This window comes from Aequorivita echinoideorum (assembly GCF_018476645.1).
In the GTDB taxonomy this organism is placed as follows: Bacteria; Bacteroidota; Bacteroidia; order Flavobacteriales; family Flavobacteriaceae; genus Aequorivita; species Aequorivita echinoideorum.
The window spans coordinates 106,752-133,219 of the sequence record NZ_JAHCTB010000006.1; the positions used below are offsets into that span (position 1 = coordinate 106,752).

Annotated in this window: 29 protein-coding genes; 15 read left to right on the forward strand and 14 right to left on the reverse strand. The window is 40.0% G+C overall.

The features are described from left to right. Positions 1-124 precede the first annotated feature (124 nt). From kynU to KIV10_RS13085, 8 genes are all read left to right on the forward strand, one after another. Positions 125-1,396: a kynureninase gene (kynU, locus tag KIV10_RS13050; protein WP_214114455.1), complete on the forward strand. Its 1,272-nt coding sequence runs from the start codon at positions 125-127 to the stop codon at positions 1,394-1,396. Positions 1,397-1,480: 84 nt separating this feature from the next. Beyond that, positions 1,481-2,914, forward strand: a complete 1,434-nt coding sequence (locus KIV10_RS13055) for an FAD-dependent oxidoreductase (RefSeq protein WP_407650205.1) — start codon at positions 1,481-1,483, stop codon at positions 2,912-2,914. A gap of 116 nt (positions 2,915-3,030) precedes the next feature. After that, positions 3,031-3,465 (forward strand): RidA family protein, encoded by a 435-nt coding sequence (locus tag KIV10_RS13060; RefSeq protein ID WP_214114459.1) that lies wholly within the window; start codon positions 3,031-3,033, stop codon positions 3,463-3,465. 25 nt (positions 3,466-3,490) lie between these two features. Next, the gene (locus KIV10_RS13065) at positions 3,491-4,150 is read left to right on the forward strand and encodes a hypothetical protein (RefSeq protein ID WP_214114460.1); all 660 of its coding nucleotides are present in this window, start codon (positions 3,491-3,493) and stop codon (positions 4,148-4,150) included. Between the two features lie 2 nt (positions 4,151-4,152). After that, entirely contained in the window at positions 4,153-5,601 is a 1,449-nt protein-coding gene (locus KIV10_RS13070) for an aldehyde dehydrogenase (RefSeq protein ID WP_214114462.1), read from the forward strand. A gap of 71 nt (positions 5,602-5,672) precedes the next feature. Further along, on the forward strand, positions 5,673-6,458 hold the full coding sequence (locus KIV10_RS13075; protein WP_214114463.1) for an SDR family oxidoreductase: 786 nt from the start codon (positions 5,673-5,675) through the stop codon (positions 6,456-6,458). A 24-nt stretch (positions 6,459-6,482) separates the two neighbouring features. Then, a complete protein-coding gene (locus tag KIV10_RS13080) occupies positions 6,483-7,586 on the forward strand; it encodes an amidohydrolase family protein (RefSeq protein WP_214114464.1) in 1,104 nt (367 codons plus the stop codon). Between the two features lie 45 nt (positions 7,587-7,631). Beyond that, the gene (locus KIV10_RS13085; protein WP_214114466.1) at positions 7,632-8,276 is read left to right on the forward strand and encodes an O-methyltransferase; all 645 of its coding nucleotides are present in this window, start codon (positions 7,632-7,634) and stop codon (positions 8,274-8,276) included. Here the strand turns inward: KIV10_RS13085 and KIV10_RS13090 are convergent. The 6 genes from KIV10_RS13090 to KIV10_RS13115 all read right to left on the reverse strand — a co-directional run bounded on the left by KIV10_RS13090 (position 8,259) and on the right by KIV10_RS13115 (position 13,745). Next, positions 8,259-8,831, reverse strand: a complete 573-nt coding sequence (locus KIV10_RS13090) for a phosphatase PAP2 family protein (RefSeq protein ID WP_214114467.1) — start codon at positions 8,829-8,831, stop codon at positions 8,259-8,261. The genes KIV10_RS13085 and KIV10_RS13090 overlap by 18 nt on opposite strands. Further along, the gene (locus tag KIV10_RS13095) at positions 8,832-9,119 is read right to left on the reverse strand and encodes a Sec-independent protein translocase subunit TatA/TatB (protein ID WP_214114469.1); all 288 of its coding nucleotides are present in this window, start codon (positions 9,117-9,119) and stop codon (positions 8,832-8,834) included. It lies immediately after the preceding gene. Between the two features lie 121 nt (positions 9,120-9,240). Beyond that, a complete protein-coding gene (locus KIV10_RS13100) occupies positions 9,241-11,547 on the reverse strand; it encodes a M1 family metallopeptidase (protein ID WP_214114470.1) in 2,307 nt (768 codons plus the stop codon). A gap of 46 nt (positions 11,548-11,593) precedes the next feature. Next, complete coding sequence (locus KIV10_RS13105) at positions 11,594-12,103, reverse strand: DUF6702 family protein (RefSeq protein WP_214114472.1); 510 nt, start codon at positions 12,101-12,103, stop codon at positions 11,594-11,596. A gap of 69 nt (positions 12,104-12,172) precedes the next feature. After that, a complete protein-coding gene (locus tag KIV10_RS13110) occupies positions 12,173-12,937 on the reverse strand; it encodes a peptidase associated/transthyretin-like domain-containing protein (protein WP_214114473.1) in 765 nt (254 codons plus the stop codon). Then, entirely contained in the window at positions 12,930-13,745 is an 816-nt protein-coding gene (locus KIV10_RS13115) for a carboxypeptidase-like regulatory domain-containing protein (protein ID WP_214114475.1), read from the reverse strand. The genes KIV10_RS13110 and KIV10_RS13115 overlap by 8 nt, the downstream gene beginning before the upstream one ends. Positions 13,746-14,113: 368 nt before the next feature. Between KIV10_RS13115 and pepE the strand changes: the two genes are divergently transcribed. After that, positions 14,114-14,824: a dipeptidase PepE gene (pepE, locus tag KIV10_RS13120; protein ID WP_214114476.1), complete on the forward strand. Its 711-nt coding sequence runs from the start codon at positions 14,114-14,116 to the stop codon at positions 14,822-14,824. Positions 14,825-14,853: 29 nt separating this feature from the next. Here the strand turns inward: pepE and KIV10_RS13125 are convergent, their stop codons facing one another. After that, positions 14,854-15,288 (reverse strand): GNAT family N-acetyltransferase, encoded by a 435-nt coding sequence (locus KIV10_RS13125; protein ID WP_246516308.1) that lies wholly within the window; start codon positions 15,286-15,288, stop codon positions 14,854-14,856. Positions 15,289-15,323: 35 nt separating this feature from the next. Between KIV10_RS13125 and KIV10_RS13130 the strand changes: the two genes are divergently transcribed. From KIV10_RS13130 to KIV10_RS13155, 6 genes are read left to right on the forward strand one after another with little or no spacing between them, the layout of a single operon-like run. Then, the gene (locus KIV10_RS13130) at positions 15,324-16,067 is read left to right on the forward strand and encodes a M15 family metallopeptidase (protein ID WP_214114477.1); all 744 of its coding nucleotides are present in this window, start codon (positions 15,324-15,326) and stop codon (positions 16,065-16,067) included. A 25-nt stretch (positions 16,068-16,092) separates the two neighbouring features. Next, the gene (gpmI, locus tag KIV10_RS13135; protein WP_214114478.1) at positions 16,093-17,610 is read left to right on the forward strand and encodes a 2,3-bisphosphoglycerate-independent phosphoglycerate mutase; all 1,518 of its coding nucleotides are present in this window, start codon (positions 16,093-16,095) and stop codon (positions 17,608-17,610) included. Between the two features lie 5 nt (positions 17,611-17,615). Beyond that, positions 17,616-18,206, forward strand: a complete 591-nt coding sequence (locus KIV10_RS13140) for a thioredoxin family protein (RefSeq protein WP_246516309.1) — start codon at positions 17,616-17,618, stop codon at positions 18,204-18,206. Between the two features lie 53 nt (positions 18,207-18,259). Next, the gene (locus KIV10_RS13145) at positions 18,260-18,664 is read left to right on the forward strand and encodes a BT0820 family HAD-type phosphatase (protein ID WP_214114479.1); all 405 of its coding nucleotides are present in this window, start codon (positions 18,260-18,262) and stop codon (positions 18,662-18,664) included. A gap of 4 nt (positions 18,665-18,668) precedes the next feature. Next, complete coding sequence (gene map, locus KIV10_RS13150) at positions 18,669-19,487, forward strand: type I methionyl aminopeptidase (RefSeq protein WP_214114480.1); 819 nt, start codon at positions 18,669-18,671, stop codon at positions 19,485-19,487. Positions 19,488-19,497: 10 nt separating this feature from the next. After that, positions 19,498-20,262 (forward strand): class I SAM-dependent methyltransferase, encoded by a 765-nt coding sequence (locus KIV10_RS13155; RefSeq protein ID WP_214114481.1) that lies wholly within the window; start codon positions 19,498-19,500, stop codon positions 20,260-20,262. On the opposite strand, the gene KIV10_RS13160 is transcribed toward KIV10_RS13155, so the two are convergent. The 7 genes from KIV10_RS13160 to KIV10_RS13190 form a co-directional block, all read right to left on the reverse strand. Next, positions 20,251-21,258, reverse strand: coding sequence for an FAD:protein FMN transferase (locus KIV10_RS13160; protein WP_214114482.1), 1,008 nt, complete (start codon positions 21,256-21,258; stop codon positions 20,251-20,253). The genes KIV10_RS13155 and KIV10_RS13160 overlap by 12 nt on opposite strands. Continuing rightward, positions 21,255-21,617, reverse strand: a complete 363-nt coding sequence (locus tag KIV10_RS13165; protein ID WP_214114483.1) for a Na(+)-translocating NADH-quinone reductase subunit F — start codon at positions 21,615-21,617, stop codon at positions 21,255-21,257. Before KIV10_RS13165 ends, KIV10_RS13160 begins: the two co-directional genes overlap by 4 nt. 87 nt (positions 21,618-21,704) lie before the next feature. Then, entirely contained in the window at positions 21,705-23,015 is a 1,311-nt protein-coding gene (nqrF, locus tag KIV10_RS13170; RefSeq protein ID WP_214114484.1) for an NADH:ubiquinone reductase (Na(+)-transporting) subunit F, read from the reverse strand. A 1-nt stretch (position 23,016) separates the two neighbouring features. Then, positions 23,017-23,769, reverse strand: coding sequence for an NADH:ubiquinone reductase (Na(+)-transporting) subunit E (nqrE, locus tag KIV10_RS13175; RefSeq protein WP_214114486.1), 753 nt, complete (start codon positions 23,767-23,769; stop codon positions 23,017-23,019). Between the two features lie 69 nt (positions 23,770-23,838). After that, positions 23,839-24,483, reverse strand: a complete 645-nt coding sequence (locus KIV10_RS13180) for an NADH:ubiquinone reductase (Na(+)-transporting) subunit D (RefSeq protein ID WP_214114488.1) — start codon at positions 24,481-24,483, stop codon at positions 23,839-23,841. Position 24,484: 1 nt separating this feature from the next. Beyond that, entirely contained in the window at positions 24,485-25,243 is a 759-nt protein-coding gene (locus KIV10_RS13185) for a Na(+)-translocating NADH-quinone reductase subunit C (protein WP_214114489.1), read from the reverse strand. 2 nt (positions 25,244-25,245) lie between these two features. Next, on the reverse strand, positions 25,246-26,445 hold the full coding sequence (locus tag KIV10_RS13190; protein ID WP_214114491.1) for an NADH:ubiquinone reductase (Na(+)-transporting) subunit B: 1,200 nt from the start codon (positions 26,443-26,445) through the stop codon (positions 25,246-25,248). Between the last annotated feature and the right edge of the window lie 23 nt (positions 26,446-26,468).

Sequence of the window (26,468 nt, forward strand, 5' to 3'; positions counted from 1 at the left end):
CCTACTAAAGGGAATCGAAAATATGAATTTTTTTTGACTTCCATTTTAATGAATTTTCAGGAGTGCGAATTAAACAAATTATAATTCCTATTTTTGTTAAAAGTTGAAAAATTTACCTCCTAAAATGTTTCAAAATACTTTAGAATATGCCAAAAAACTAGATGCTGAAGATTCTTTGGCATCCTTCAGAAACAAATTCCATTTGCCAAAAAACGAAAATGGCGAAGAACTTATTTACCTCTGCGGAAATTCCCTCGGGCTGCAACCCAAAATCACTTCAGAATATATAGCCGAAGTACTGAAAGATTGGTCACATTTTGGTGTTGAAGGGCATACGGAAGCAAAACATGCCTGGCTTCCCTATCACGAATTTTTGACCTCAACCATGAGCAAAATCGTGGGCGCAAAACCCTCAGAAGTTGTCGTGATGAACACATTGACCACCAATCTTCATTTAATGATGGTTTCGTTTTACCAGCCTACCAAAACAAAATATAAAATTGTGGTGGAAAGCGATGCATTTCCAAGTGATAAATATGCCGTCGAGAGCCAATTGAAGTTTCACGGAATTGATCCAAAAGACGGATTAATTCAATGGAAACCCAGAAAGGGTGAAGAACTTTGCCGTTTTGAGGATTTGGAGGAAATTATGAAAAACCAAGGAAACGAAATCGCTTTGCTGATGATTGGAAGCACCAATTATTATACTGGGCAATCTTTTCCTCTGAAAAAAATAACCGAATTAGGCCATAAACACAATTGCAGGGTAGGTTTCGATTTGGCACACGGTGCGGGTAACATTCAACCTAATTTACACGAAACCGGCGCCGATTTTGCCGTTTGGTGCACCTATAAATATTTAAACAGTGGTCCGGGAAGTCTTGGAGGATGTTTTGTTCACGAACGCCACGCTAATAATGAAAATCTCAACCGATTTGCTGGCTGGTGGGGCCATAATAAAAAAACGCGTTTCAATATGCGCCATGAATTTGATGCCTTGCCCGGTGCCGAAGGTTGGCAATTAAGCAATCCGCCAATTTTATCAATGGCAGCCATTCGAGCATCTTTGGACACGTTTGCGGAAGCGGGTTTTGAAAACCTTCGGAAAAAATCTGAAAAACTTACCGGATTTTTAGAGTTTTTATTGGATGAAATGAAAAACGATTCAATCAACGTTATCACACCCAGAAATCCAGAAGAACGTGGCTGCCAACTTTCAATTCAGGTGAAAAATGCCGATAAAAATCTGCACACCAAACTCACCGAAGCGGGCGTAATAAGTGATTGGCGCGAGCCGGATGTAATCCGAGTCGCCCCCGCCCCGCTCTATAATAGTTTTGAGGATGTGTTCCGGTTTTCGGAAAAATTAAAGGATGTTTTAAAAAACTTGACTTAGGACTTTTCGACGTAGGACTTAAGACAAAAACTCAATAAAACTTGTCTTATATCTTAAGTCCTATCGTCTTATGTCAAATACAATATAAATATGAATAACAATATATTAATAATCGGTGCTGGACTCTGTGGAAGTCTTCTAGCGTTGCGAATGGCGCAGCGTGGCTTTGAAGTGACTTTGGTTGAAAAACGCCCAGATCTGCGAAAAGTGAATCAAGATGCCGGACGTTCGATAAATCTTGCTTTGAGCGATCGAGGTTTGCGTGGCTTGCGACTTGCTGGCGTTGAAGAACAGGCAAAAAAACTGTGCATCCCGATGAACGGCCGAATGATTCACGATGCAAAAGGCAATACGTTTTTGAGTCCGTACAGTGGGAGAAAAGATGAATATATCAATTCCATTTCGCGGCCGGGATTGAATATGCTTTTGCTCGATGAAGCCGAAAAAATGCCGAATGTGCAACTCATTTTCAACCACGCTTGCGAAACATTGGATTTAGAAAATGCTTCGGCCACTTTTAAAAATTACAGTTCAAAAGAAGAAATTACGATTTCCGCAGATGCTATTTTTGGAACCGATGGCGCAGGTTCCGCAGTAAGAAAAACTATGTATGAAAGTCATAAGTTTCTCTTTAGTTTTTCGCAACAATGGTTATCTCACGGCTATAAAGAGTTGGAAATTCCTGCGCTACCGGTAAACGAAACAAATGGTGAAAATGGCAATTATAGAACTTATAAAAATGCACTGCACATTTGGCCGCGAGGAGAGGATATGTTGATTGCACTTCCAAATCTGGACGGAAGTTTCACGGTTACGCTTTTCCTTCCTTATGAAGACAGCGATTACTGTTTTGCGAATTTGACTTCGCCCGAAAGGGTGCACGAATATTTCAAGAAGGAATTTCCCGATGTCGTGGAAATGATCCCAAATCTTGCCGAGGAGTTCTTTGGAAACCCTACCGGACCTTTGGGAACAATAAAATGTTCGCCTTGGAATGCCTTTGGAAAAACGCTTTTAATGGGCGATGCCGCCCACGCAATCGTTCCGTTTTATGGGCAAGGAATGAATGCTTCTTTTGAGGATGTAGTAGTTTTTGATGAAATTTTGGGCCCCTCCCTGCCTCCCCAAAGGGAAGGAGTTGATTGGAAAACGGTTTTTTTGGAATATGAAAAAAGGCGGAAAAAAGATACCGATGCGATTGCAGATTTGGCGGTGGATAATTTTCACGAAATGAAGGAACACACGGCGATGGAAATTTTTCAGAAAAAAAGAAAACTGGAAACCGCATTTGAAGCGGAATTTCCCGAGCAATATTACAGCAAATATGCTTTGGTTACCTTTAAGGAATCCATATCCTATTCCGAAGCATTAAAACGCGGACGCGCACAGGACAAAGCAATTTTAAATCTTTTGGACGACGGGAAAATTACCGAAGAAATGTTGCTACGGGAAAAACTGGAATTGGTAAAAAAAGAAACCGAAGCCATCCTTCACGATGATGCAGTGGCGTTTGGTTAGCTTGTTTTGCTATATTTCTGAAAGGTGTTGCCGCAGGCCACCTTGTAGGTATAAAAATTATAATAACAAAATACCTACAAGGTTTTGAAAACCTTGCAGGATAAATAAAAAAAATTATGAACAATAAAAGCAGATTGGTAGCAGGAAAAGCAACACCCCGTGGCGCATATCCGCACGTGAAGCGTGTGGGCGATTTTATATTTATCAGTGGTACAAGTTCGCGTTTGCCAGATAATACGTTCGCTGGCGTGCACAAAGTGGATGAAATGGGCACGATGCATTTCGATATAAAAGAACAAACCCGCGCCGTACTTGAAAACATAAAGGATTATCTTGCAACCGAAGGCGCCACCATGGCAGATGTGGTTGACGTTACCAGTTTTTTGGTAAATATGAATGACTTTGCGGGTTACAATCAAGTGTACGCTGAATATTTCAACAAGGAAACAGGACCAACCCGTACTACTGTTGCTGTGCATCAATTACCACATCCACATTTGGTGGTGGAAATTAAGGCGATGGCTTATAAACCATTTGGCAGTAATCAGTAAAAGTATGCAGTAGATATTTCAAATTATGAAAACACTTTTCGTCATTTTATTCCTATTGTTTTCGGTAACGAAGGTGTTTGCAGATGTTGGCAATACATATAGATTCAGTGTTGAAATTGTAACTAAAAATTCAGATACTATTTTTGGTTACCTTTATTTCGGTAGTTATAAAGAATTTGATCAAAGGAAATATGGTGCGAACATTAAAGATTATTTTATAGAAATGCATCCATTGGATTCCATACCAATCTTCCCTTTTATTTCAACCTATAAATTAAGAAATACCGATATCGATTTTGCATCAAAGGAAAGCAAGCAAATGCTCGCTTTTGACAATATTGTGACAATCTATGCTAATGATGTTTTGGAATACCCAGTAGGCCAAAGGCTAGTTGGATTAGAATTAAAAGAAATGGAACTTCTAAAATTGTATCAACCCAATATGCAATTTGTCTATAATGAATTCTATTCAGTTATGTCAACTTTTGTAATTGTATCTTGGGAAAAAGATAAAGATTTACATGAGATTCAAAAGAGTGTTTCAAAAAAACTAATCGAATCAATTCCAAAGAATGAATCTGTGAATGCAGAAAACATAAAACCATTTTTCGACTTTTTAAATAAACTTAAAAAAGACTTATTGGATGAAGATATTTTAATTTTTGAAATTCAAGGAGTTAGTTAACTATGCAAAAAATCCTAAACTACATAAACGGCGAATATGTTGAACCGCATTCAAAAAAATGGTTGGATAACTACAATCCGTCCAATGGCGAAATATATTCACTTATAGCAAATTCCGACGCAACCGATATTGAAAGTGCTTATCAGGCCGCAAAGGAAGCATTTCCAAAATGGAGCAATACAACGATTGACGAGCGAAGCAGCATTCTTTTAAAAGTTGCCGATTTAATAGATGAAAAATTAGTTGAATTGGCCGAGGCCGAAGCAAAGGATAACGGCAAACCGCTTAGCTTGGCGCTGGCAGTTGATATTCCAAGAGCCTCCGCGAACTTTCGTTTTTTCGGAAATGCCATCACCCAATTTTCAAGCGAAGCGCACGAAAGTATTGGTTTGAACACGATGAATTTTACCCTTCGTCAACCTATTGGTGTTGTCGGTTGTATTTCTCCGTGGAATCTTCCATTATACTTATTTTCTTGGAAAATCGCTCCGGCAATTGCCGCGGGAAATACGGTAGTTGCAAAACCGAGTGAGGTTACACCGCTGACCGCTTTTCTTTTGGGCGAAATCTGCAACGAAGCGGGTCTTCCAAAAGGAGTTTTGAATATCGTTCACGGTACGGGACCATCTGCTGGACAAGCGATTGTGGAGCATAAAAATATTAAAGCGATTTCCTTTACTGGAGGAACCAAAACAGGTGAACACATTGCACGAACGGCTGCACCGATGTTCAAAAAATTATCTTTGGAGCTCGGCGGAAAAAATCCAAACCTCATCTTCGCCGATTGCGATTACAAGAAAATGCTGGAAACTACTGTGCGTTCTTCCTTTGCAAATCAAGGACAAATTTGTCTGTGCGGAAGTAGGATTTTTGTTGAAAAACCAATTTATGAGAAATTCAAAAAAGATTTTGTCGAAAAAGTGAAGCAACTGAAAATCGGAAATCCTTTTGATGCCGTTACCAATATTGGAGCTTTGGTTTCAAAGCCGCATTTGGAAAAAGTGGAATCGTATATAAAAATTGCTGAGAAAGAAGGCGGAAAAATCCTATTTGGTGGAAACCGGGTAACGGTAAAAGATTTTGAAAATGGCTATTATTTGGAACCAACAATTATCGAAGTTTTTGATGATCAATGCCGTGTAAACCAAGAAGAAATCTTCGGTCCCGTAGTTACTATTATGTCTTTCGAAACCGAGGAAGAAGCATTGCGAATGGCGAATTCGGTAAAATACGGCTTGTCGTCAACACTTTGGACTTCAGATCTTAACCGAACGATGCGTATTTCAAAAGAAATTGAAGCGGGAATAGTTTGGGTAAATACGTGGTTAAACAGAGATTTGCGCACGCCTTTCGGCGGAATGAAAGATAGCGGCGTGGGCCGTGAAGGCGGTTTTGAAGCGCTTCGGTTTTTTACGGAGGCGAAAAATGTCTGCATTAGGTATGAGGTATGAGATCTGAGGTTTGAGGTTTGAGGTTTGGGGTTGCAGATTAAAAATTGAATATTGAACATTGAATATTGAATATGAATTTAGATTTAACAGATAAAAATGCATTAGTCTGCGGAAGTACCGCTGGCATTGGAAAAGCAACAGCAATTCAATTGGCAAAATTGGGTGCAACGGTAACTTTAGTTGCGCGCGATGAAGAAAAATTGAAGGAAACTTTAATCGAGCTTCCGCACGAAAAGGGACAAAAACACAATTATTTTGTGGCAGATTTTACCAAGCCCGAAGAAGTAAAAAAGAAAGCTGAATTGGCTGCTTCAAATAAAACCTTTCATATTTTGGTAAATAATACCGGCGGACCGAAAGGCGGACCTATTTTTTCTGCGGAAACTGACGAATTCAAGAAAGCATTTTCAATGCACCTTATTTGCAATCAAATTTTGGCGCAAGCTGTTGTTCCCGGAATGAAAAAGGCTGATTATGGAAGAATCATTAATATTATTTCCACTTCGGTAAAACAGCCGATTGATGGACTGGGTGTGAGCAATACCATTCGCGGTGCCGTGGCAAGCTGGAGCAAAACTTTGGCAAATGAGCTTGGCCAATTCGGAATAACCGTAAATAACGTTCTGCCCGGTTTTACAGCTACGGACAGATTGGACGATATTGTGGGCAACGCTGCAAAAAAAATGGACAAAACCGAAAAGGAAGCCAGCGATTTTATGAAAAGTATTGTTCCCGCCCGCCGTTTTGCACAACCCGGTGAAATTGCAAATGCCGTTGCTTTTCTAGCTAGTGAAGCCGCAAGCTATATTAACGGAATTAACCTTCCCGTGGATGGTGGGCGCACCAAAAGTCTGTAACTTTAACCAAGCTAACAATTTCTCATGACTAGAAAACTTCGCATTAACGGCCATTCGCACCTGCTTCCCTATCCTGAGGAAATCCCTCAGTTTATGAAGGATAAGGGAATTTTTTGGGTAGATAAGGATCGAAAATTTATGCTTCAAAAAGATTGGAGCCGTCCCGTTACCGATTCCAGTTTTTTTCTGAATGAAAAGTTGGAATGGATGGAGCGTTTCAAAATTGACCACGCCGTGGTTTTGAATCTTTCGCAGTTGTACGGAAACGGCCTTCGCGTTGAGGAAATGAAGCAAGCGCTTCGGTTTCAAAATGATTTCAATGCAAAAATACAGCACGACCATCCTTCAAAATTTACGTGTGGTTTTGTGGTACATCCCGGTTTTGTGCGTGGTGCGCTTTGGGAAATAGAACGTTGCGTGGAAACTTTAGATCTTCGATTATTGTGCTTGCCAACGCATTACATGGACACAATAGGAACGTGGCGTTGCATTTTTGACGAAGAAAATGAACCGATTTTTGAACTCGCTTCAAAATATAATTTGGCGGTTGAAATCCATCCTTACGACGGGGAAAAATTCATAAAACTTGAAAATACGGCCTGGCGTTTTCACCTTATTTGGATGCTTGCGCAATGCGCCGATGCCTATCATTTCCTTACTTTGAATGGTTACGCCGATAAATTTCCGGGAATGCGTACCTGCTTTGCGCACGGCGGACAATTGGCACAGATTAATTTGGGAAGAAGAATCCAAGGTTTTGATGGTCGCCCCGATTTGTTTAAAGGAAAAACGCATCCCCGAAAATCGGTGGGGCATAAAAATATTTTCTTCGATACATTGGTCCATGATACTGGTTCCTTGGAGCTTTTAATGAAAAATCAAGGTTCCAAGCAGGTTTTGGTAGGTTTGGACGATCCTTATCCCCTTGGCGAAATGGAAAGTGCACCACAATCTTCCTATCCCGGAAAAATACTTGATTTGGCGTTGGAGCGAAATATTGTAACTAAAGAACAAGCAGACGCAATGTGGGAAGACAACGTTATCCAGTGGTTATGTGGAGATGATGAAAATGCAAAACAAAAACTATTGGATAGAATAAGCCCCCTAGTCCCCAAAGGGGGAAATTAATGTCGAAATATAATTCTGAATAAAAAGGACACTGACCACTAAAAAATGGACTTTCTCCCAGATAAAATAAACGATTATGTAGAAACGCATTCACAGGCAGAACCGCACTTGTTGCAACAATTGAACCGTGAAACCTGGCAAAAACAATTGCAGCCGCGTATGATAAGTGGTCATTTTCAGGGGCGCGTCTTGAGTATGATTTCAAAATTGATACAGCCTAAAAATATTTTGGAAATTGGCACCTATACTGGGTATTCCGCATTGTGCTTGGCAGAGGGAATGGCGAAGAATGGCGAACTCCACACCATAGATATAAATGAGGAATTGTTCGACTTTCAGCGGAAATATTTTGATAAATCTTCTTTTGGGAAACAGATTTTTCAACATTTGGGCAATGCTTTGGAAATAATCCCGAAACTTGAAAAATCCTTCGACTTGGTATTTATCGATGCGGATAAAAGTAATTATCCCAACTATTTGGAAATAATTCTTTCGAAACTAAAAAAAGGTTCTGTGATTTTAAGTGATAACGTGCTATGGAGCGGAAAGGTGATAGAGCCCTTGAAAAATGATGATGTTGACACAAAAGCGCTTCTCCTCTACAATAAACTATTAAACGAACACGAAAATCTGGAAACCGTTTTACTGCCAATCCGCGATGGGCTAACCATTTCACGCGTTCGGGAATAATTTTTTGTGCAACAATACCTTTCGGCATAAATAGAAAAATAAAAAGGCGAAAGTAGTTCCTACCAAGGCTCCCACAAAGATATCACTTGGATAATGGACGCCCACGTAGATACGGCTCATTACAAAAATCAACGGCCACAGGTAAACCAAATAAATCCATTTGGTATATTTCTGAAGTGCTAAAACCACAAATGTGGTAACGGAAAAACTTGATGATGCGTGACCTGAAAAGAAACTGTAGTTGGTCGGTTTTTGAAGGATGCGAATCAGTTTTCCCAATTCCTCCACATTATTGGGTCGTAATCTTGCCACATAATCCTTCACCATTCCCGTAAAAAAAATAGTAATGCCGAAAGTCAACAATAAAAAAAAGATGACAGTGGTTCCTTTTTTTCCTCTGTAGTAATAGAAAATCAATATTCCGAAGAAAATAAAGAGCGGTGTCCAGCTTTCTATCTGTGTAACATAAATCCAAAAACCGTCAAAGCGTTCAATACCCAAGCCATTTAGGAAAACGAAAATATCCCTGTCCCACTGTTTTAGGGTTTCCAGCATTTAGAATTTTCTTTTCACCGGGCCGGTTACCTCGTCCACATCTTCCTTAACCTTATCAATTTCCTTTCGAACGTCCTTGGTAATGTCAAAATCGATGCCTTGATCCTTGGCACCTTTCGTAATTTCCGATTTAATATCGTTGGTGGCATTTTTAATTTGGCGCATCCCTTTTCCCAATCCTCTGGCAATTTCAGGGACCTTATCAGCCCCAAATACCAATAGCACGATGAAAAGAATGAAGCCAATTTCGGCTCCGCTTATAAATAAAAATATAGCCTGTGAAATCATACTACAAATATAGCAACGCACGGCAATTTATGGGTGCGCGTTGGGAGTTTTTTATAAACCTGAAAAAAGAAAGCCCTTTTCCAGAATTTTTGGAAAAGGGCTTCATTATCATTGTTTTGTATTAATCTTCGGAATTTTCTCTTTTGAATTTTTCAAAAGCGCCCACTTGTTTTTCCTTTGGCCACGCATTATTTGAAGTATCAATATCTGCCGTTTCTTCTTCGGGATCTACTTCTATTTTTGTGATTTCTTTATCTGTAGCAATAAATTTCCCAACGGTAGTATCATTCAATCTCCAGATTTCAGCGGGATATGTTATTTTTTCTGAAGTGCCATCAGCATAGGTGAATTGTGTGATTATGGGCATCGGGATTCCGCCCGGTTTGTTGAAAGTAACTTCATAGAAATAATTGGGACGCTTCAATTTTGCACGTTCTTCCGGCGAAAAATTTTCGAGGAGGTATTCATTCAAGGTACTAATATCCTCCACTTTTGCATTGCGCATGGTTTCTTCAAAATCCTCACTTCCTTCCTCTACCATATAGACCAAAGGTGGAACATCACTTTCCTGAATGCCGCGAGCGGTCATCATTTCACGTACTTCTTTGTTCATTTTTGAAGTAACATAAAATTTCTTTACGCTTTCCACGCCTATATCCACATAATCCGTAGTGTAAAACCACTCTCTCCAGTACCAATCGAGGTCTACCGCCGAGGCATCTTCCATAGTCCTGAAAAAATCCTCCGGCGTGGGGTGCTTGAACATCCACCGATTAGCGTAGGTTTTAAATGCATAATCAAAAAGCTCCCTTCCCATTACGGTCTCACGTAAAATATTGAGCGCAGTCGCTGGTTTCGCATAGGCATTTGCCCCAAAATTATAAACGTTTAATCCTTTGCTCATAATGGGCGCCAATTGCTTTTGATCGCCGGCCATATAGTCCACTATGTTTTTGGCTGGACCACGGCGGGACGGGTATTTTTTGTTTGGTGCAATGGCATCTGGATACGCCTCACCAAAATCCTGCTCGGCAACATATTGCGTGAAAGTGTTCAGTCCCTCATCCATCCAAGTCCATTGACGCTCGTCACTGTTAACGATCATTGGGAAATAGTTATGCCCCACTTCGTGGATTATCACGCTCATCATTCCGTATTTGGTGCGCTCGCTAAGTGAGCCGTCCTTGTCTGGCCTTCCATAATTCCAGCAAATCATTGGATATTCCATTCCTTGGTTTTTTGCGTTTACTGAAATAGCCTTGGGGTACGGATAGTCAAACGTCATTCTGGAATAGGTCTTCAGAGTGCTGGCGACAACTTTTGTAGACCAATCTTCCCACAGCGGATTTCCCTCTGGCGGATATAGTGATACTGCCATCACATTGCGGTTGCCCATTTTCACTGCCATCATATCCCAAATGTAGCGACGGGAAGTAGCAAAAGCATAATCACGAACGTTTTCTGCTTTAAATTTCCAAGTTTTTTTAGCGGTAGAAAAATTCTTGGAAGCGGCCTCGGCTTCGGCCTGCGTCACGATCATTACAGGTTTGTCAAAAGATTTCTGGGCCTGCTCGTACCTATTCATCATTTCTTTTGAAAAAACATCCTTTCTATTCTGAAGCTCGCCCGTACCGTCCAAAATATGATCTGCCGGTACGGTAATATTTACTTCAAAATTTCCGAAAGGCAACGCAAATTCATCCCTTCCCCAAAATTGGCTGTTTTGCCAACCTTCCACATCGTTGTACACCGCCATTCTCGGGTAAAACTGGGCAATTACGTATCCGTGATTTCCGTCATCAAAAACTTCATATCCACTTCTTGCCCTATTTACCACGTGATCATTAATATTATACCACCACTTAATAGAAAAAACGAATTTTTTTCCCGGCATCAAGTTTTCCGGCATTTCCACACGCATCATAGTCTGGTTAATGGTATAGGGCAGCGCATTTCCTTTTGTGTCTTTCACTTCCATAATATTGAAACCACCATCAAAAGCGTTACCCATATATTCATTGATGAAATTTCCCGGCTGCATAGCCGGTGCCGAACCCGAAGATTCAATCAGTGGCGATTTTGAATCTTTTTTACGAACGTTTTGATCGAGTTGAACCCAAAGAAATTCCAATTGGTCCGGCGAATTGTTGGTGTAGGTAATGGTCTCAAAGCCTGTCAACTTTGTGTTTTTATCATCCAGCTCCACATCCATTTTATAATCTGCCTGTTGCTGATAATAGTTGGGTCCCGGTGCCCCACTTGCCGTTCTGAACATATTTGGTGTTGAAAACTCCTCGTACATTTGCTTGAAACGATTTGTATTGAAGTGGCCTGGCTCACGTTTTTGTTCAGAATTTTCTTCTTGTGCGTTAACCGTTCCGAAGAAAATTATGGCAGTTGAAAAAAGTAGCGTTTTAAAAAATTTCATTCGTATTTGTTTTGAAAGGATGATGGTTCAAATTATCAATTAAAGTTCAATCAAAGGGAAATAATATTCCCGAGGGTTCATTTTTGTCCAAAATAAGACTTTTGCGGCTTTCTGAAGTCTTCAAGTGGATAATATTTTGCTGTTCCGGAAACATTTCCATTAAGACCTTGTTTTCAATTTCAATATTTTTAAAGGGTTTCAGCTTTGTAATCTCAATATATGCAACCACCATATCAGTATCATATTCGCGTCCTATGTAATGGAGTTCCACATTTTTTCCATCTACTTTAATCTTCAATTTTTGAAGAATATACTGCTTTAATAATTCAGTATCCGTTTCGGTTTCCTTTTTTGTGTCCAAGGAAATGGACTTGTTATAGCGTGCCTTTAGGGCGTTTTCAATATCATCTATAAAAATATTGGTAATAATTTGAAGCGAATTTTTCTTTTCAACATACTCCATTTTAGTGACACTCACGTAAAATTTATGAGCGGGACGCGCCGAAATCAGGGGAATCGTTATAAATGCGAGCAGTAAAAATTTTAAAAATTTCATGTAAAGATTTGATTCTAATGGAACATTAGACGGCTAAAATTCAGCGATGTTACAGAATTTAACCAATTACTATTCTTCTGGTATGCGGGACAAATACTCTTTTGCTTTTTCTTCAAAAATAAGAAAAACGCTGCCATATCTTTCTTTTTTGAATTCGCTTTCAATTTGGGTTGCTTCGGCACAAAACAGCAAAAAATCGTGAATTTTAGTATGGGGGATTTTATATGTATCCACAAAAAATTCTTCAGTGTAATAATTGAAAATATTGGCAACAAAACTATTCTCCACATCCCATTTTCTTCTTATTTTCAGTTTTCTATAATACCCTGAAATATATTTATACATAAGTTCCAGCTTAAGACTGGTAGGACTAAAAGCTTCAAAAATAGGTACAATTCGCTCCTGCGGAATCCCTTTAAATCCGGGAAGTCCCAAATCTTCAAAATCAACGGGTTTATCTGTTTGTATTTTCGCCAAATCTGCCCTAATGTTTCCGGATAGGTTCGGGGCTATAACCACTTCATCCAGTTCATTCACGGTCTCCCGCAATTGCACGGTAATGGTACCGGCATCCCAAATTTTATCTGTTACCAAAATAATTTCAGGCGCATACTTTACCGAAATAAATAGAAGTGTATCCAGCTCTTTGGTAAGTATTGAGAATTGTCCATTTTCATCTGAAATTGTGTTGTAACCGGAAGAACTATTGCGAATGTGGATACCTTCCACCTCGCCATCATTGGTTATTTTTCCACGTAATTCCTTTTTCTGCGCTTGCGCCAAACCCATTATAAGGAAAAAGGTGCCAACGAAAATGATAATTTTCTTATTCACCGCGCGTTTTGTATTCTATACTTTTTTCGCGAAGAAATTCCATTAATTGCATTTCATTATTGCTACGGAGCAAATCTTGGTTCAAACCATTTTCTTGGGCAAAATACAGAAAATCAACTGCCTTCTCCTCTGGAATCTGAAAATTGGCAGCAACAAAAGCCCTGCTAAAACGCTGTTGCAGATTGGTACTGATTGCAGTGCTGGATTCCCTGGCCTGGGTTTCGGAGACTTCCCTATTTGGAAACAGTAAGCCCGCTACCCCGCCCAGAATTCCCAAAATATTCGCGCCGTTCTGTATGGAATTGCCGTGAAGTGCTTCCTCGGCGGCGTTTCCGGCAATTTTAGTCTGCGCATCTGGCTCAAACTGGTAGCCATATTCCAGATTTTCATAACTGAGGTCCCAATTCTGGCCAATGGAATAGGTAGGTATTTTTTGGACATCTGCCCGCACATTTCCGGAAAGATCGTACGGCCGCACGATAACCTCTTCCAGTTGGTTCACGGACGGATTTAAATAAATATTGATTCGTTTTTTGTCCACAACGCCCGCATCCACAAGTATGGTAAAGGATTGATATTGCAATGCCGTTACGTAGAGCCTGTCATTTTCGGCCACTTCTATTTCAAAAGTACCGGTAGCATCCGTTATGGTTCCTTTTTGGGAGGATTGATTGTAAATTGTTATGCCTTCCAGGTCATCATTTTCCTGCGCGGTTATTTTTCCGGCGATTTTGGTACGCTCCACATCCTGTGCAAAAAGGGTGGCAGATAAGGTAAAAGCGAATAGTACAAGTAGTTTTTTCATCATACTCTAAAAATACGGTTTTGTTTTCTTAGTGAAAACTTAAATTCTTTACGTAATTATGTTAATATTGAAGAGGCTGAATAATATCATATATGTACTCTGGCCGTATTGCAAAAAATGGTAATTCAATATGTATTTTATAAAGCATTTTATCCTAAATAGTAACCATTTTACTTACCGCTGTAACTTTTTAACTTACACTTGTAACTTTCTTACTTACACCTGTAACTTTTTTACTTACAAACGTCTTTTTGAAAACTATTATATTGCCACTTATATGAACAACATTAATGGTTTTTTGAAATTTAAAGACATTAGTTTCTGTTGAATACATTGAGTATTGGTAAATTTATAATCTGAAAATATTCAAAATGAAAAACCTACTTATAGCCAGCACCAGCACAGTATATGGCGGTACTTATTTAGATTACCTCGCTGAAGAAATGGCTGAATTGTTTAAGGGTACAAACGAAATAATATTCATACCCTATGCTCGCCCCGGCGGAATTACCCACGATGAATACACCGAAAAAGCAGCAAGTGCGTTTCAGAAAATAGATAAAAAATTGATAGGCCTACATACGTTTAAAAATCCAGCGGAAGCCATTAACTCGGCAAAAGGTGTGTTTACAGGTGGCGGAAATACCTTTGTTTTGGTTAACGCCCTGTACCATTTTGAGGCAATGCAACCACTTCGCGAAGCCATTTTTAAAGGATTGCCCTATATGGGGACGAGTGCCGGCAGCAATATTTGCGGGGTTTCTATGCAGACTACCAATGACATGCCCATAATCTATCCGCCATCCTTCAAGACTTTGGGCGCAGTGCCGTTCAATTTAAATCCGCATTATTTAGACCCAGAACCAGACAGTAAGCATATGGGCGAAACCCGCGAAACAAGAATCAAGGAATTCCATACACAGAACACGGTTCCCGTCGTGGGATTGCGCGAGGGCAGTTGGTTGCGCGTTACAGGTGAAAAGATTGTTTTGAAAGGCAAATTGAAGGCGCGTATTTTTGAGCAGGGAAAAGATGCTTATGAAGTAGAGAGCGGCACCGAATTTTCAAATTTCAAGGTGTAGTCCTTACAACCAATGCAATCTGCAACATCTTAAATTTCTTTCACAAAGTGATAGCCCTTGGCCACAAAACCCTGATTGTAATAAAATTTATGCGAAGGGAAATTCTGCACATACGTATTTAACTCAATCCAGTTGCAACCTTTACGCTTGGCATAATGGTAAACGTAATCCATCAACATTTTGCCCACGCCCCTGCTCCGCGCGTCGTCATCAATAATCACGTGGTCCAGTTCCACGCATTTGCCCGCATAATGGCGCGTTTGGAACCAAAGTCCGCAAACGCCAATCAATTTTTCAGATTCGTAAACGCCAATGCATTCGTAATTCTGCTTTGTGGATTCCAAAATGCGTTCTTTTAAAACTGCTTCGGCAACGGTAAAATTACCCAATTTTTGCAATAGCGGTAGAATACTGAGTATGTCCTTGGACTCAATTATGCGGATGGAAACGGCGTTATCTTTCAAAATTATGGTACTTTTAAACTTCAGTAAAAGATCTCATGAAGCGCAACGAATTTATTAAAATTTCTGGCCTTGCGGGCCTAAGTCTCGCCATTTTTCCGCAATTTTCATTTAATAATTATTTAGATGAATTTACCCGCGAGCAGCTACTAGGAAAAGGAAACCCGAATATTATAGGTGATTCCTACACCAGCAAAATGGACAAACAAACCAAGGAAGCCTTCAATAAAATGAAGGCTGCCGCGACAGAGGATAATATAAAAATTGAGGTGGTTTCATCTTACAGAAGTTTCCAGCGGCAAAAGGAAATTTTTGAAAATAAATACAACTCCTTTACTTCCCAAGGACTCTCCCCCGAAAAAGCAATCCAAAAAATTATTGAATATTCTACCATTCCCGGCACGTCCCGCCATCATTGGGGTACTGATTTGGATTTGATTGATGGAAATGCCCCACGACCCACAAATGTTTTGATGGCTGAAAATTTTCATGGCAATGGTCCCTACTGCCGATTTAAAATGTGGCTCAACCAAAATGCGGAAAAGTTTGGCTTCCACGAAGTTTATACGGACAATGGCAACAGGAAAGGTTTTAAATATGAGCCGTGGCACTTCAGTTATGCACCAGTTTCCGTGCCAATGCTGAAAGCCTATCGGGAAAAAATTGATGTGAAAAAAATGCTTTCTGAAGAAAAAATAAAGGGCAACGAGCATTTTTCCGAAGCGTTTGTTTCAAAATATATTTCTGAAAATATTTTGGATATAAACCCTATTTTGCTTTAAATGAGACCATAACAGTAAATTAGAAATGAACAAAAAAGTAATATTAATGATCCTGGACGGTTGGGGCATTACGCAAGATCCCGCCGTTTCTGCCATTGCGCAAGCAAACACGCCATTTATAGATTCGCTTTATAAAAAATATCCGCACGGCCAGTTGCTCACGCACGGTATGAATGTGGGCCTGCCCAATGGCCAAATGGGCAACAGCGAAGTGGGACATATGAATCTTGGAGCGGGAAGAATCATTTACCAAGATCTGGCAAAAATCAACATGGCTATGGAAAAGGGCACGCTGCGAAACGAGGAAGCGCTCCAAAAAGCGTTTCGATATGCAAAAAGCCACAACAAAAAAGTACATTTTCTTGGGCTGCTCTCAGATGGTGGCGTACATTCCCATATAGACCATTTAAAAGGTCTTTTGAAAGCCGCCCAACTGGAAGGAATTTCAGATATGTACGTGCACGCCTTTACCGATGGCCGCGATGTGGATCCACGCTCCGGCGCAGGTTTTGTTGCGGAAATCCAACAAGAACTTATGAACACGGGCGGTAAATTGGCGTCTGTCATTGGACGTTATTTTGCTATGGACCGTGACCGCCGCTGGGAACGCGTAAAAAAAGCGTATGATTTGCTTTGTTTCGGAAAAGGGAAAGCGTCCACGAACGCCATAAAAAATATTGAGGAAAGTTATGCCGAAGGAATTACCGATGAATTTATAGAACCCATAGTAATGGTAAATGCAGACAGTACGCTGGTTGCAACCATTGAAAAGGACGATGTGGTGCTGTTTTTCAATTTCCGAACAGATCGCGGAAGGCAGTTGACGGAAGTTCTCACGCAAAAGGATTATGAGGAATTTGGGATGAACACTTTGCCACTATATTTTGTAACGCTTACCAATTATGACGATTCCTTCGGAAATATCCACGTGGTTTACAACAAAGAAAATTTGAAGGAAACGCTCGGCGAAATTTTGGAAAAAAACGGAAAGAAACAGATTCGTATTGCCGAAACCGAAAAGTATCCACACGTAACATTCTTCTTTTCCGGCGGAAGGGAGCTTGCCTTTGAAGGCGAAAAAAGAATTCTGTGTCCATCGCCTAAAGTAGCAACGTACGATTTGAAGCCGGAAATGAGCGCCTTTTCTTTACGGGATATGATTTTGCCCGAAATTGAAGACGGGAATGCGGATTTTATTTGTATGAATTTTGCAAATCCAGATATGGTAGGCCATACCGGTGTTTTTGAAGCTGCCATAAAAGCCTGCGAAGCTGTTGACAAATGTGCCGAAGCGGTAATTGCGAAAGCAACTGAACATAACTATACCGCAATTATAATTGCAGATCACGGAAATAGCGAATGTATGCGAAATCCGGACGGCTCACCCAATACGGCACACACTACGAATCCCGTTCCTATCATATTAGTGGATAGTGAAATTACCTCGATTAAAGATGGGATTTTAGGTGATGTTGCACCCACTATTTTAAAATTGATGGGTATTGATCAACCAGAGATTATGACTCAGAAACCTTTAATCTAACAACTATGAAAAAAATAATAATCGTTTTCGCGGCAATAGTGATAATTGCTTGCAATTCTTCAAAAGAAAAAAATAAATTGGACGAAACGGCCTCAAAGGAAATTGTTTCAGAAATGAATTCAGATAAAATAAATGATACGGTGGTCTCTGGAGATTCAGTCATACTGCTCGGGAAGGCCAACCGAAATGGGCTTAGGATGGATGCTTTCCAAAATTGGTTTGACGAGGGCTACAAATCTTATCAATTGGATTCTGAAACAGTTTCACATTTAAAATCGCTATTAAAAGGAGTTGAGATTACAGCATTTATGGGAACTTGGTGCAGCGACAGCCAGCGGGAGATTCCACATTTTTACAAAATACTAGACCAAACGGGATTTGACGAATCAAAGTTAACGCTCATTACGGTTTCTGAAGAAAAGACGACCCCGCAAGGATATGAGGACGGATTGAATATTACGAATGTACCAACCCTTATTTTTTCAAAAGACGGTAAAGAACTTGGCAGAATTGTGGAATATCCCATAGAAGGTCTGGAAAAAGATATGCTTGCCATTGTAAGCGGCAAGGATTACAAGCACGCGTATTCCGAATAAATTGTGGCATCGGTATAATTCTTTGTAATTTTACAGCCCGAAATTTTTACTCGATGCGAGATACTTATAATATAGCCGTAGATTTTGATGGAACCATTGTGGAGGATGCCTACCCACGCATTGGCAAACCTATCATTTTTGCTTTTGAAACTCTGAAAAAGCTTCAGGAAAAAGGACATAGATTGATATTATGGACCTACCGCAAAGGCAGTTCACTTGAAGAGGCGGTTGAATTTTGTAAACAAAACGGGCTTGTTTTCTACGCCGTAAACCGAAGTTTTCCAGAAGAGGAATTTGATTCCAGTTACAGCCGTAAAATCCACGCAGATATTTTTATAGACGACAGAAACATAGGAGGATTGAAAAGTTGGGGTGAAATCTACCAGCAATTGATTGGAGGGCAACCATTGGGTGAAAAAACGAAATCAAAAAAAGGATGGTTTTCCTTTTTAAAATAGTTTTATGATAATAGCAAAAACAAAAGAAGAAATCGCACTCATGCGAGAAAGCGCGTTGGTAGTTTCCAGAACATTGGGAATGCTGGCAAAGGAAGTAAAGCCTGGAATTACCACAAATAAGCTAAATAAAATGGCCGAGGATTACATACGCTCCCAAGACGCCATTCCCGGTTTTTTAGGTTTATATGATTGCCCTTCCACGCTTCTTACCAGCGTAAACGATGCCGTAGTTCACGGTTTGCCTACAGATGTGCCATTACAGGAAGGCGATATTGTGGCGATTGATTGCGGTGCCATCAAAAATGGTTTTTACGGCGATCACGCTTATACTTTTGAAGTGGGCGAAGTTGCTGCAGATGTGAAAAAGTTATTGGAAATCACTAAAGAATCATTGTATATAGGGATTCGGGAGTTTAAATCCGGCAATCGCGTAGGTGATGTGGGTTTTGCAATTCAAGACTTTTGTGAATCGCACGGATATGGCGTTGTACGGGAACTTGTGGGCCACGGATTGGGAAGAAAGATGCACGAAGATCCAGAAATGCCAAATTACGGTCGTCGCGGCCGCGGAAAAAAGTTTATAGAAGGAATGACCATTGCCTTGGAACCGATGATAAATATGGGAACACACAAGGTAAAACAGCTTAAGGATGGCTGGACCATTGTTACGCAGGACGGTCAACCGAGCGCACATTTTGAGCACAACATCGCTTTGGTGAACGGAAAACCTGAATTACTTTCCACGTATGCCTATATTTATGAAGCCTTGGGAATTAAGAGTGATGAAGAAAAAGAGTTTCGTGCCGAGGAATTTGTAGTTTGATTTTTTTCCAGTGTTCAAAAAAATCCTGAATACCATCCCAAGACCCTTGCTCATTCAGCTGAGCATAATTGGTCGTCCCGTTCTCGCATTTTTTTTACGAGGAAATAGATTTACCGATCCAATTGATGGAAAATCCTATCGTAAATTTTTACCATATGGTTATGAAAAGATTCGTGAAAACGTGCTCTCCCCCGGCACGCTTTCCCTGGAAAGACACCGGTTATTTTGGTTATATCTGAAAAATGAAACTTCTTTTTTTACAGAAAATCTAAAAGTGCTTCACTTTGCACCAGAACAGGCTTTTTATAAAAAATTCAGAAAAATGAAAAATCTGGATTACACCACAACAGATTTAAATTCGCCCATTGCAGATGTAAAAGCCGATATTTGTAATCTTCCCTTTAAAAATGAGGAATTCGATTTTATAATTTGCAACCATGTTCTGGAACATATTCCGGATGACACCAGAGCCATGCAGGAAATTTTTAGGGTTTTGGCTCGCGGCGGAACAGCCATACTTCAAGTGCCGTACGAAGCTGATAGAAAAAATACCTTTGAGGACAATAGTATTACAGATCCAAAAGAGCGCGCAAAGATATTTGGGCAGTACGACCACGTCCGGGTTTACGGAATGGACTATTTTAAAAAGCTGGAAACAGTAGGTTTTGAAGTTGAGGCTGTGGATTACACAAAAGAACTTACAAATTTGGAGGTTGAAAAATACAGATTGGCAAAAGGCGAATTAATTCCCGTAGCTAGGAAATCAGTTTCCTAAGCGCCTTTTAAATCCATCCGTCATAAAAACTTGATGCTCGTTCAGAGAATCTGAATATGTTAAATACACATCAACATTTGGGAGTGTTTGCAATAATTCTTTGGATTTTTTTAATCCCAATGCCATAAATGATGTGGCATACGCATCAGCAATGGCGCATGTTGGTGCGATTACCGTTGAGCTTGTAACATCACTTTTTTCCGCAGAGCCCGTCAATGGATTTATTGTGTGCACATATTTTTTCCCACTTGCGGAATCAATTCTGAATTTTCTGTAATTACCAGAAGAAGCCATTCCCACATTTTTGAGACGCACGGTTGCTTCAAAAGAACGATCTTCCAGTTTTGAATCCACGGATTCAATTCCCACAATCCAATCCTGGTTTTTCTCAACGTTTTCACCTTTGGTAAGAATTTCACCACCCAATTCTATCAAATAATCCTTCACTCCTTTAGTTTCTAAATACCTGCCAATGCAATCAATCCCAAAACCTTTGGCAACCGCATTAAAATCAAAATAAATTTGTGCGGATTCCTTGGAAATGGTTCCGTCAGGATTCAATGCCACTTTTTGAAAACCTACAAATTCCATTAAGGAATCCAGCGTGTAGCTATCAATTTCCCTCAATGGCTTAGTATCACCAAAACCGTATGCGTTGCGCAATACGCCGATGGTGGGATCAAAATATCCATTGGTTTTTTTATTTATTTCAGAAGAAATTAAAAAAACCTCGCGAAATATGGAATCCACAACAACGGTGGAATCTCCCCTATTAATTTTAGAAATATCGCTATCAGAAATATACGTACTTACCGATTTGTTGACAGCTTCAATAACAGAATCAATTCCCTTTTTTACTTCAATATTTTTATCTGAATAAAACTGAATAGTATATGTGGTTCCAAACGCTTCCCCTTGTAAAAGAATAGGTTGGGACTTTTTCTTTCCACAGGAAAATAGAAGAACTGCGATAGTTAGAAAGACAAATTTTTTCATAAGATTTCTTGTAATCCTTTGTAGACCAGTGTATAGGGCTCATCCTTCAAAACAGGCTTGGCATAATCGGTTCCGTGGCCCAGACCCACACCAGCGTAGTAGGTTTTTGCCTCAAATTTTTCGGCGTGGTCCTTAATGGTATTCATTAAAATGGGATCGTAGGCGTGTGCGTCCTGTGGATATGATGTAGCGCGAACGATGACAAAATGAAGAATTTTATCTTTTAGCGCAACAAATTGCGGATCCCGCTTCAGCTTTGAATTTACGCCCAAAAACTCGTAGCCGTCTGCTTCAAGTTGTTTCCCAACGATGTTCATCGCCAAATTGTGCAGTTCCTGTTTGGTGAGTTTTTCGCCCATAATTGGATTCAAAAGTACATCTTTTTTATGCTGAAATAAAAAAACCGCTTCCCAATTGTGAAGCGGTTTTCTTTAATTATAATTGGGTTATCCTCCAAAATCGTCAAAGCGAATGTTTTCATCAGGGATTCCAAAATCCTCTCCCATTTTCTGAACCGCTTGGTTCATCAATGGTGGGCCACAGAAATATAATTCAATATCTTCCGGGGCATCGTGATGGTTCAAATAATTGTCAATAACCACTTGGTGAATGAAGCCTACGAACCCATCTCCAGCTTCGTCGTTTATATCGTTTTTCACTTTCCAATTATCCTCTTCCATAGGTTCTGAAAGGGCTAAATAGAATTTGAAATTTGGAAATTCATCTTCCAACTGTTTAAAGTGGTCTAAATAGAAAAGTTCTCTTTTTGAACGTCCACCGTACCAATATGTTACTTTTCTACCAGTTTTAAGGGTTTTGAAAAGGTGATATAAATGGGAGCGCATAGGTGCCATTCCAGCTCCACCGCCCACGTATAGCATTTCAGCTTCTGATGGATTTATAAAGAATTCCCCATAAGGTCCAGAAATCACAACCTTATCTCCCTCCTTACAATTAAAAATGTAGGATGAAGCAATGCCTGGATTTACGTCCATCCATCCGCCTTTTGCCTTATCAAAAGGTGGTGTAGCAATACGAACATTCAACATAATTTCACGTCCTTCCGCTGGATAAGAAGCCATTGAATAGGCTCTTTCAACAGTCTCAGAGTTTTTCATTACCAAAGGCCAAAGTTTGAACTTGTCCCACTCCTCCTGAAACTTGTCAGGTCTTTCGTGTTCCTCTGGATGTGCGGTAATATCCATATCCTCAAACTTCACCTCGCACGGTGGAATTTCAATCTGTATATAACCACCGGCCTTGTAGTTCATATCCTCTGGGATTTCAACCACAAATTCCTTAATGAACGAAGCAACATTGTAGTTTCTTACCACAGTTGCATCCCATTTTTTAATTCCAAATACTTCTTCAGGGATATGGATGTTCATATCCTGTTTCACTTTTACTTGGCAGGAAAGGCGTGCGCCTTCTTTCAATTCCTTTCTTGTAAAATGTGGGGTTTCCGTAGGAAGTGCCTCACCACCTCCGGAGAGAACGTGGCACTCACACTGAATACATGTTCCACCACCACCACAGGCAGATGGAAGGAAGATCTTTTCACCACCCAATGTTGAAAGCAAGGTTCCTCCTGAGGGTACCTCGATTGTTTTTTCATCATTGATGGTAATTTTTACCGGGCCTGATGGGGCCAATTTCTCTTTCGTGAATAACAGCAAGGCCACTAAAATCAACGTTAGTGCCAATAGGGCTATTACCGTAACCGTTATCACTCCAACTGTGCTTATTTCTAAAAACATATTATTGCTTCGTTAGTGTTGACATTTCCGAAAGGGAAACAGCATCAGCATTTTCTGCGGTCCCTTCATTTTTAGATTGTTCTATTTTCATACCTACATTTGTTGGGTCTGAATCCAATGAAGGTTTTTCCTCATCGCCACCAGTCAACATTCCTCCAAAGCTCATAAAGCCAATTGCCATTAAACCTGTAATGATAAAAGTAATACCGAGCCCTCTTAGTGGAGCAGGTACGTTTGAATATCGAATTTTTTCACGAATGGCCGCAATGGCAAGAATTGCCAAAAACCAACCGATACCGGAACTTACACCATAATTAAATGCCAGACCTAGTGTAGGAATATCCCGTGATTGCATAAATAAAGAGCCCCCTAGTATTGCGCAGTTTACTGCAATAAGCGGCAAGAAAATACCCAAAGAATTGTATAGTGATGGTGAAAATTTTTCGACCACAATTTCTACCAACTGCACCATTGTCGCAATGGTAGCAATGAATAGAATGAAGGATAGAAAACTAAGATTGTAATCAGCATATTCTGGACCTAACCAAGCTAAAGCACCATCCCGCAACAGATATTGATCCAACAACCAGTTGATAGGCACAGTAACAGCCAAAACGAATATTACCGCGGCACCAAGACCGACCGCCGTTGTAACCTTTTTAGAAACTGCCAGATAAGAGCACATTCCCAAGAATGTGGCAAAAATCATGTTGTCTATAAAGATTGATTTAAAAAATAACTCTACGTGTTCCATATATTTTGGTATTCAGCATTTTAAGCATTTAGAAAATAATTTCTGAATACTGTTACTGCATTACTTTATTTATTCCTCAATTAAATCTTTGTTTCTTGCGCGTTGCACCCAAATAATCAATCCAATAACAATAAGTGCCATTGGCGATAACAGCATAAAACCGTTATTTTCATAACCTATTGAGTATAGGCCTGTCTGTTCAATTGGATCTCCCAATACTTTAAACCCAAGCAAGGTTCCTGAACCCAAAAGTTCACGGAAGAAACCTACAATCACAAGTATTAATCCGTATCCGGCTGCATTTCCAATTCCATCAAGGAAAGAACGCCAAGGATTGTTACCCAATGCAAATGCCTCGAAACGGCCCATGATAATACAATTCGTAATAATCAACCCGATAAACACCGAAAGCTGCTTACTCAATTCATAGGCGAATGCTTTCAAAACCTGATCCACCATAATTACGAGCGCAGCTACAATTACCAACTGAACGATAATTCTAATTTTTGAAGGAATAATATTTCGCATTAATGAAATAACTACGTTTCCTACACCCAATACAACTATAACCGAAACCGCCATCACTATAGATGCCTTTAGCTGGGCAGTAATTGCAAGCGCAGAGCAAATCCCCAATACCTGAATGGTGATAGGGTTGTTATCTGCTAATGGATCAAGAATTAACTTGCTGTCTTTTTTTGATAGTAATCCCATATTATTGCTGTGTGTTTAATTTTTCAATGTATGGTACATAAAGTGCCATATCTTTTTTAATCATTGCGGTGACTCCATTTCCGGTAATTGTGGCTCCTGCAAGTGCATCCACTTTTTGGTCGTCCTTACGCTCATTGGTTGGGTCATTATTTCCCTTTGCCACGTCGATTCCTTTAAAAACATCACCGTCCATTACTTGCTCTCCCTCAAAGTCATCCATGAAATAGCGCTCCTTTATATTGGCCCCAAGACCGGGGGTTTCACCTTTGTGGTCAAAGTATACACCTTGAACAACAAAATCTTTATCTACTGCAACAAATCCCCATATAGCATCCCAAAGACCTTTTCCTCTCATAGGAATAATGTACATAGTTTTGCCATCTTTTTCACCAACAAAAAGCGGAAGTCTTCTTTTATAATCTTCATCTTCCTTGGCTAGGGATTCTTCTTTTTTCAGGTCAATTAAATAAGCTTGGGAATCTTCAGTAACAGAATCACCTTGAATTACCAACTGCTCTTTTATATATTTATTGAAACTTTCCTCAACTTTATCTGTGGGCACAAAAGCGACGTCACCAGGACCAGCATTATCATTTACGCCCATAGCATAAAGAATATTCTGTTGCTTTTCAAAACGCTCGTTTTCAGTAATTTTTGGTCGCAACCCCTGTGCAATACCAGCCAAGAGACTACCTACCACCAATACCATAATGATGGCAAAAATGATTGTATATGAATTTTTATCTGTACGCTTTGCCATAATTAAGCAGTTTTAACTTTAAATCGTTTCATTCTTCTCTTTATGTTTCCTTGTACCACATAATGGTCGATTGTGGGCGCAAACACATTCATTAAGAGGATTGCCAGCATAATACCTTCGGGATATGCAGGATTGAATACACGGATCATAATTCCCAAAAATCCTATAAGGAAACCGTAAATCCATTTTCCTTTATTTGTTTGTGAAGCCGTAACAGGATCCGTAGCCATATATACCGCACCAAAAGCAAAACCTCCAATTATAAGGTGATGCCACCACGTTTCGCTCATCAACCCATAGAATTTGCTTCCTTCGCCTATCCATCCGGCGTTTACTACACCATTAAATATTAGGCCCATAGCGATAGCTCCCAATACCGTGGAAAGTATAATTCTCCAGCTTCCAATTTTAGTGAAAATCAAGAACAAGGCACCAATTAAAATCAAAAATGTGGACGTCTCACCTACAGAGCCCGGTATGAAGCCCCAAAACATATCCCAGGTACTGTAAATAGGTTCGCTGTTCTGCGCTAGGCTACCAAGAATAGTTTCACCTGAAATTGCATCCGGTTGTGCTGCCATTTCCTTTGCACCATGCACCCAGACCTTATCGCCACTCATCCACGTAGGATATGCGAAGAATAAAAATGCACGAATAGTAAGCGCAGGATTTAGAATATTCATTCCAGTACCACCAAAAACTTCTTTTCCAATAACAACACCAAAGATTACCGCAACCGCAAGCATCCACAGGGGTATATCAACGGGAACAATCAATGGTACCAACATTCCGGTTACCAGATAACCTTCCTCTACCTCGTGTTTTTTAATAATGGCGAATATGAATTCAACCAGAAGACCCACACCGTACGAAACAATTACTAATGGGAGTACGGTAATGCATCCCATTAAAAAATTATCCATAGTGAAGAAATTCGCAACGGGGTCAAGTCGCAAGGAATTATCGATTGCCGCATAGTGCTGATATCCTGCATTAAAAATCCCAAACAATAGACACGGCACAAGAGCCATGATAACCGTATTCATAGTTCGCTTCAAATCATCTACCACACGAACGTGAGAACCGCTGTGGGTAGTTTCATTTGGGGTATACAGAAAAGTATGCAATGCGTTAAATGCCGGAGCCATCTTGGTTCCCTTGTACTTTTCCTTTAGCTTATGTAAATTTTGTTTCAATCCCATATACTACGCATTTTCCATTTTTT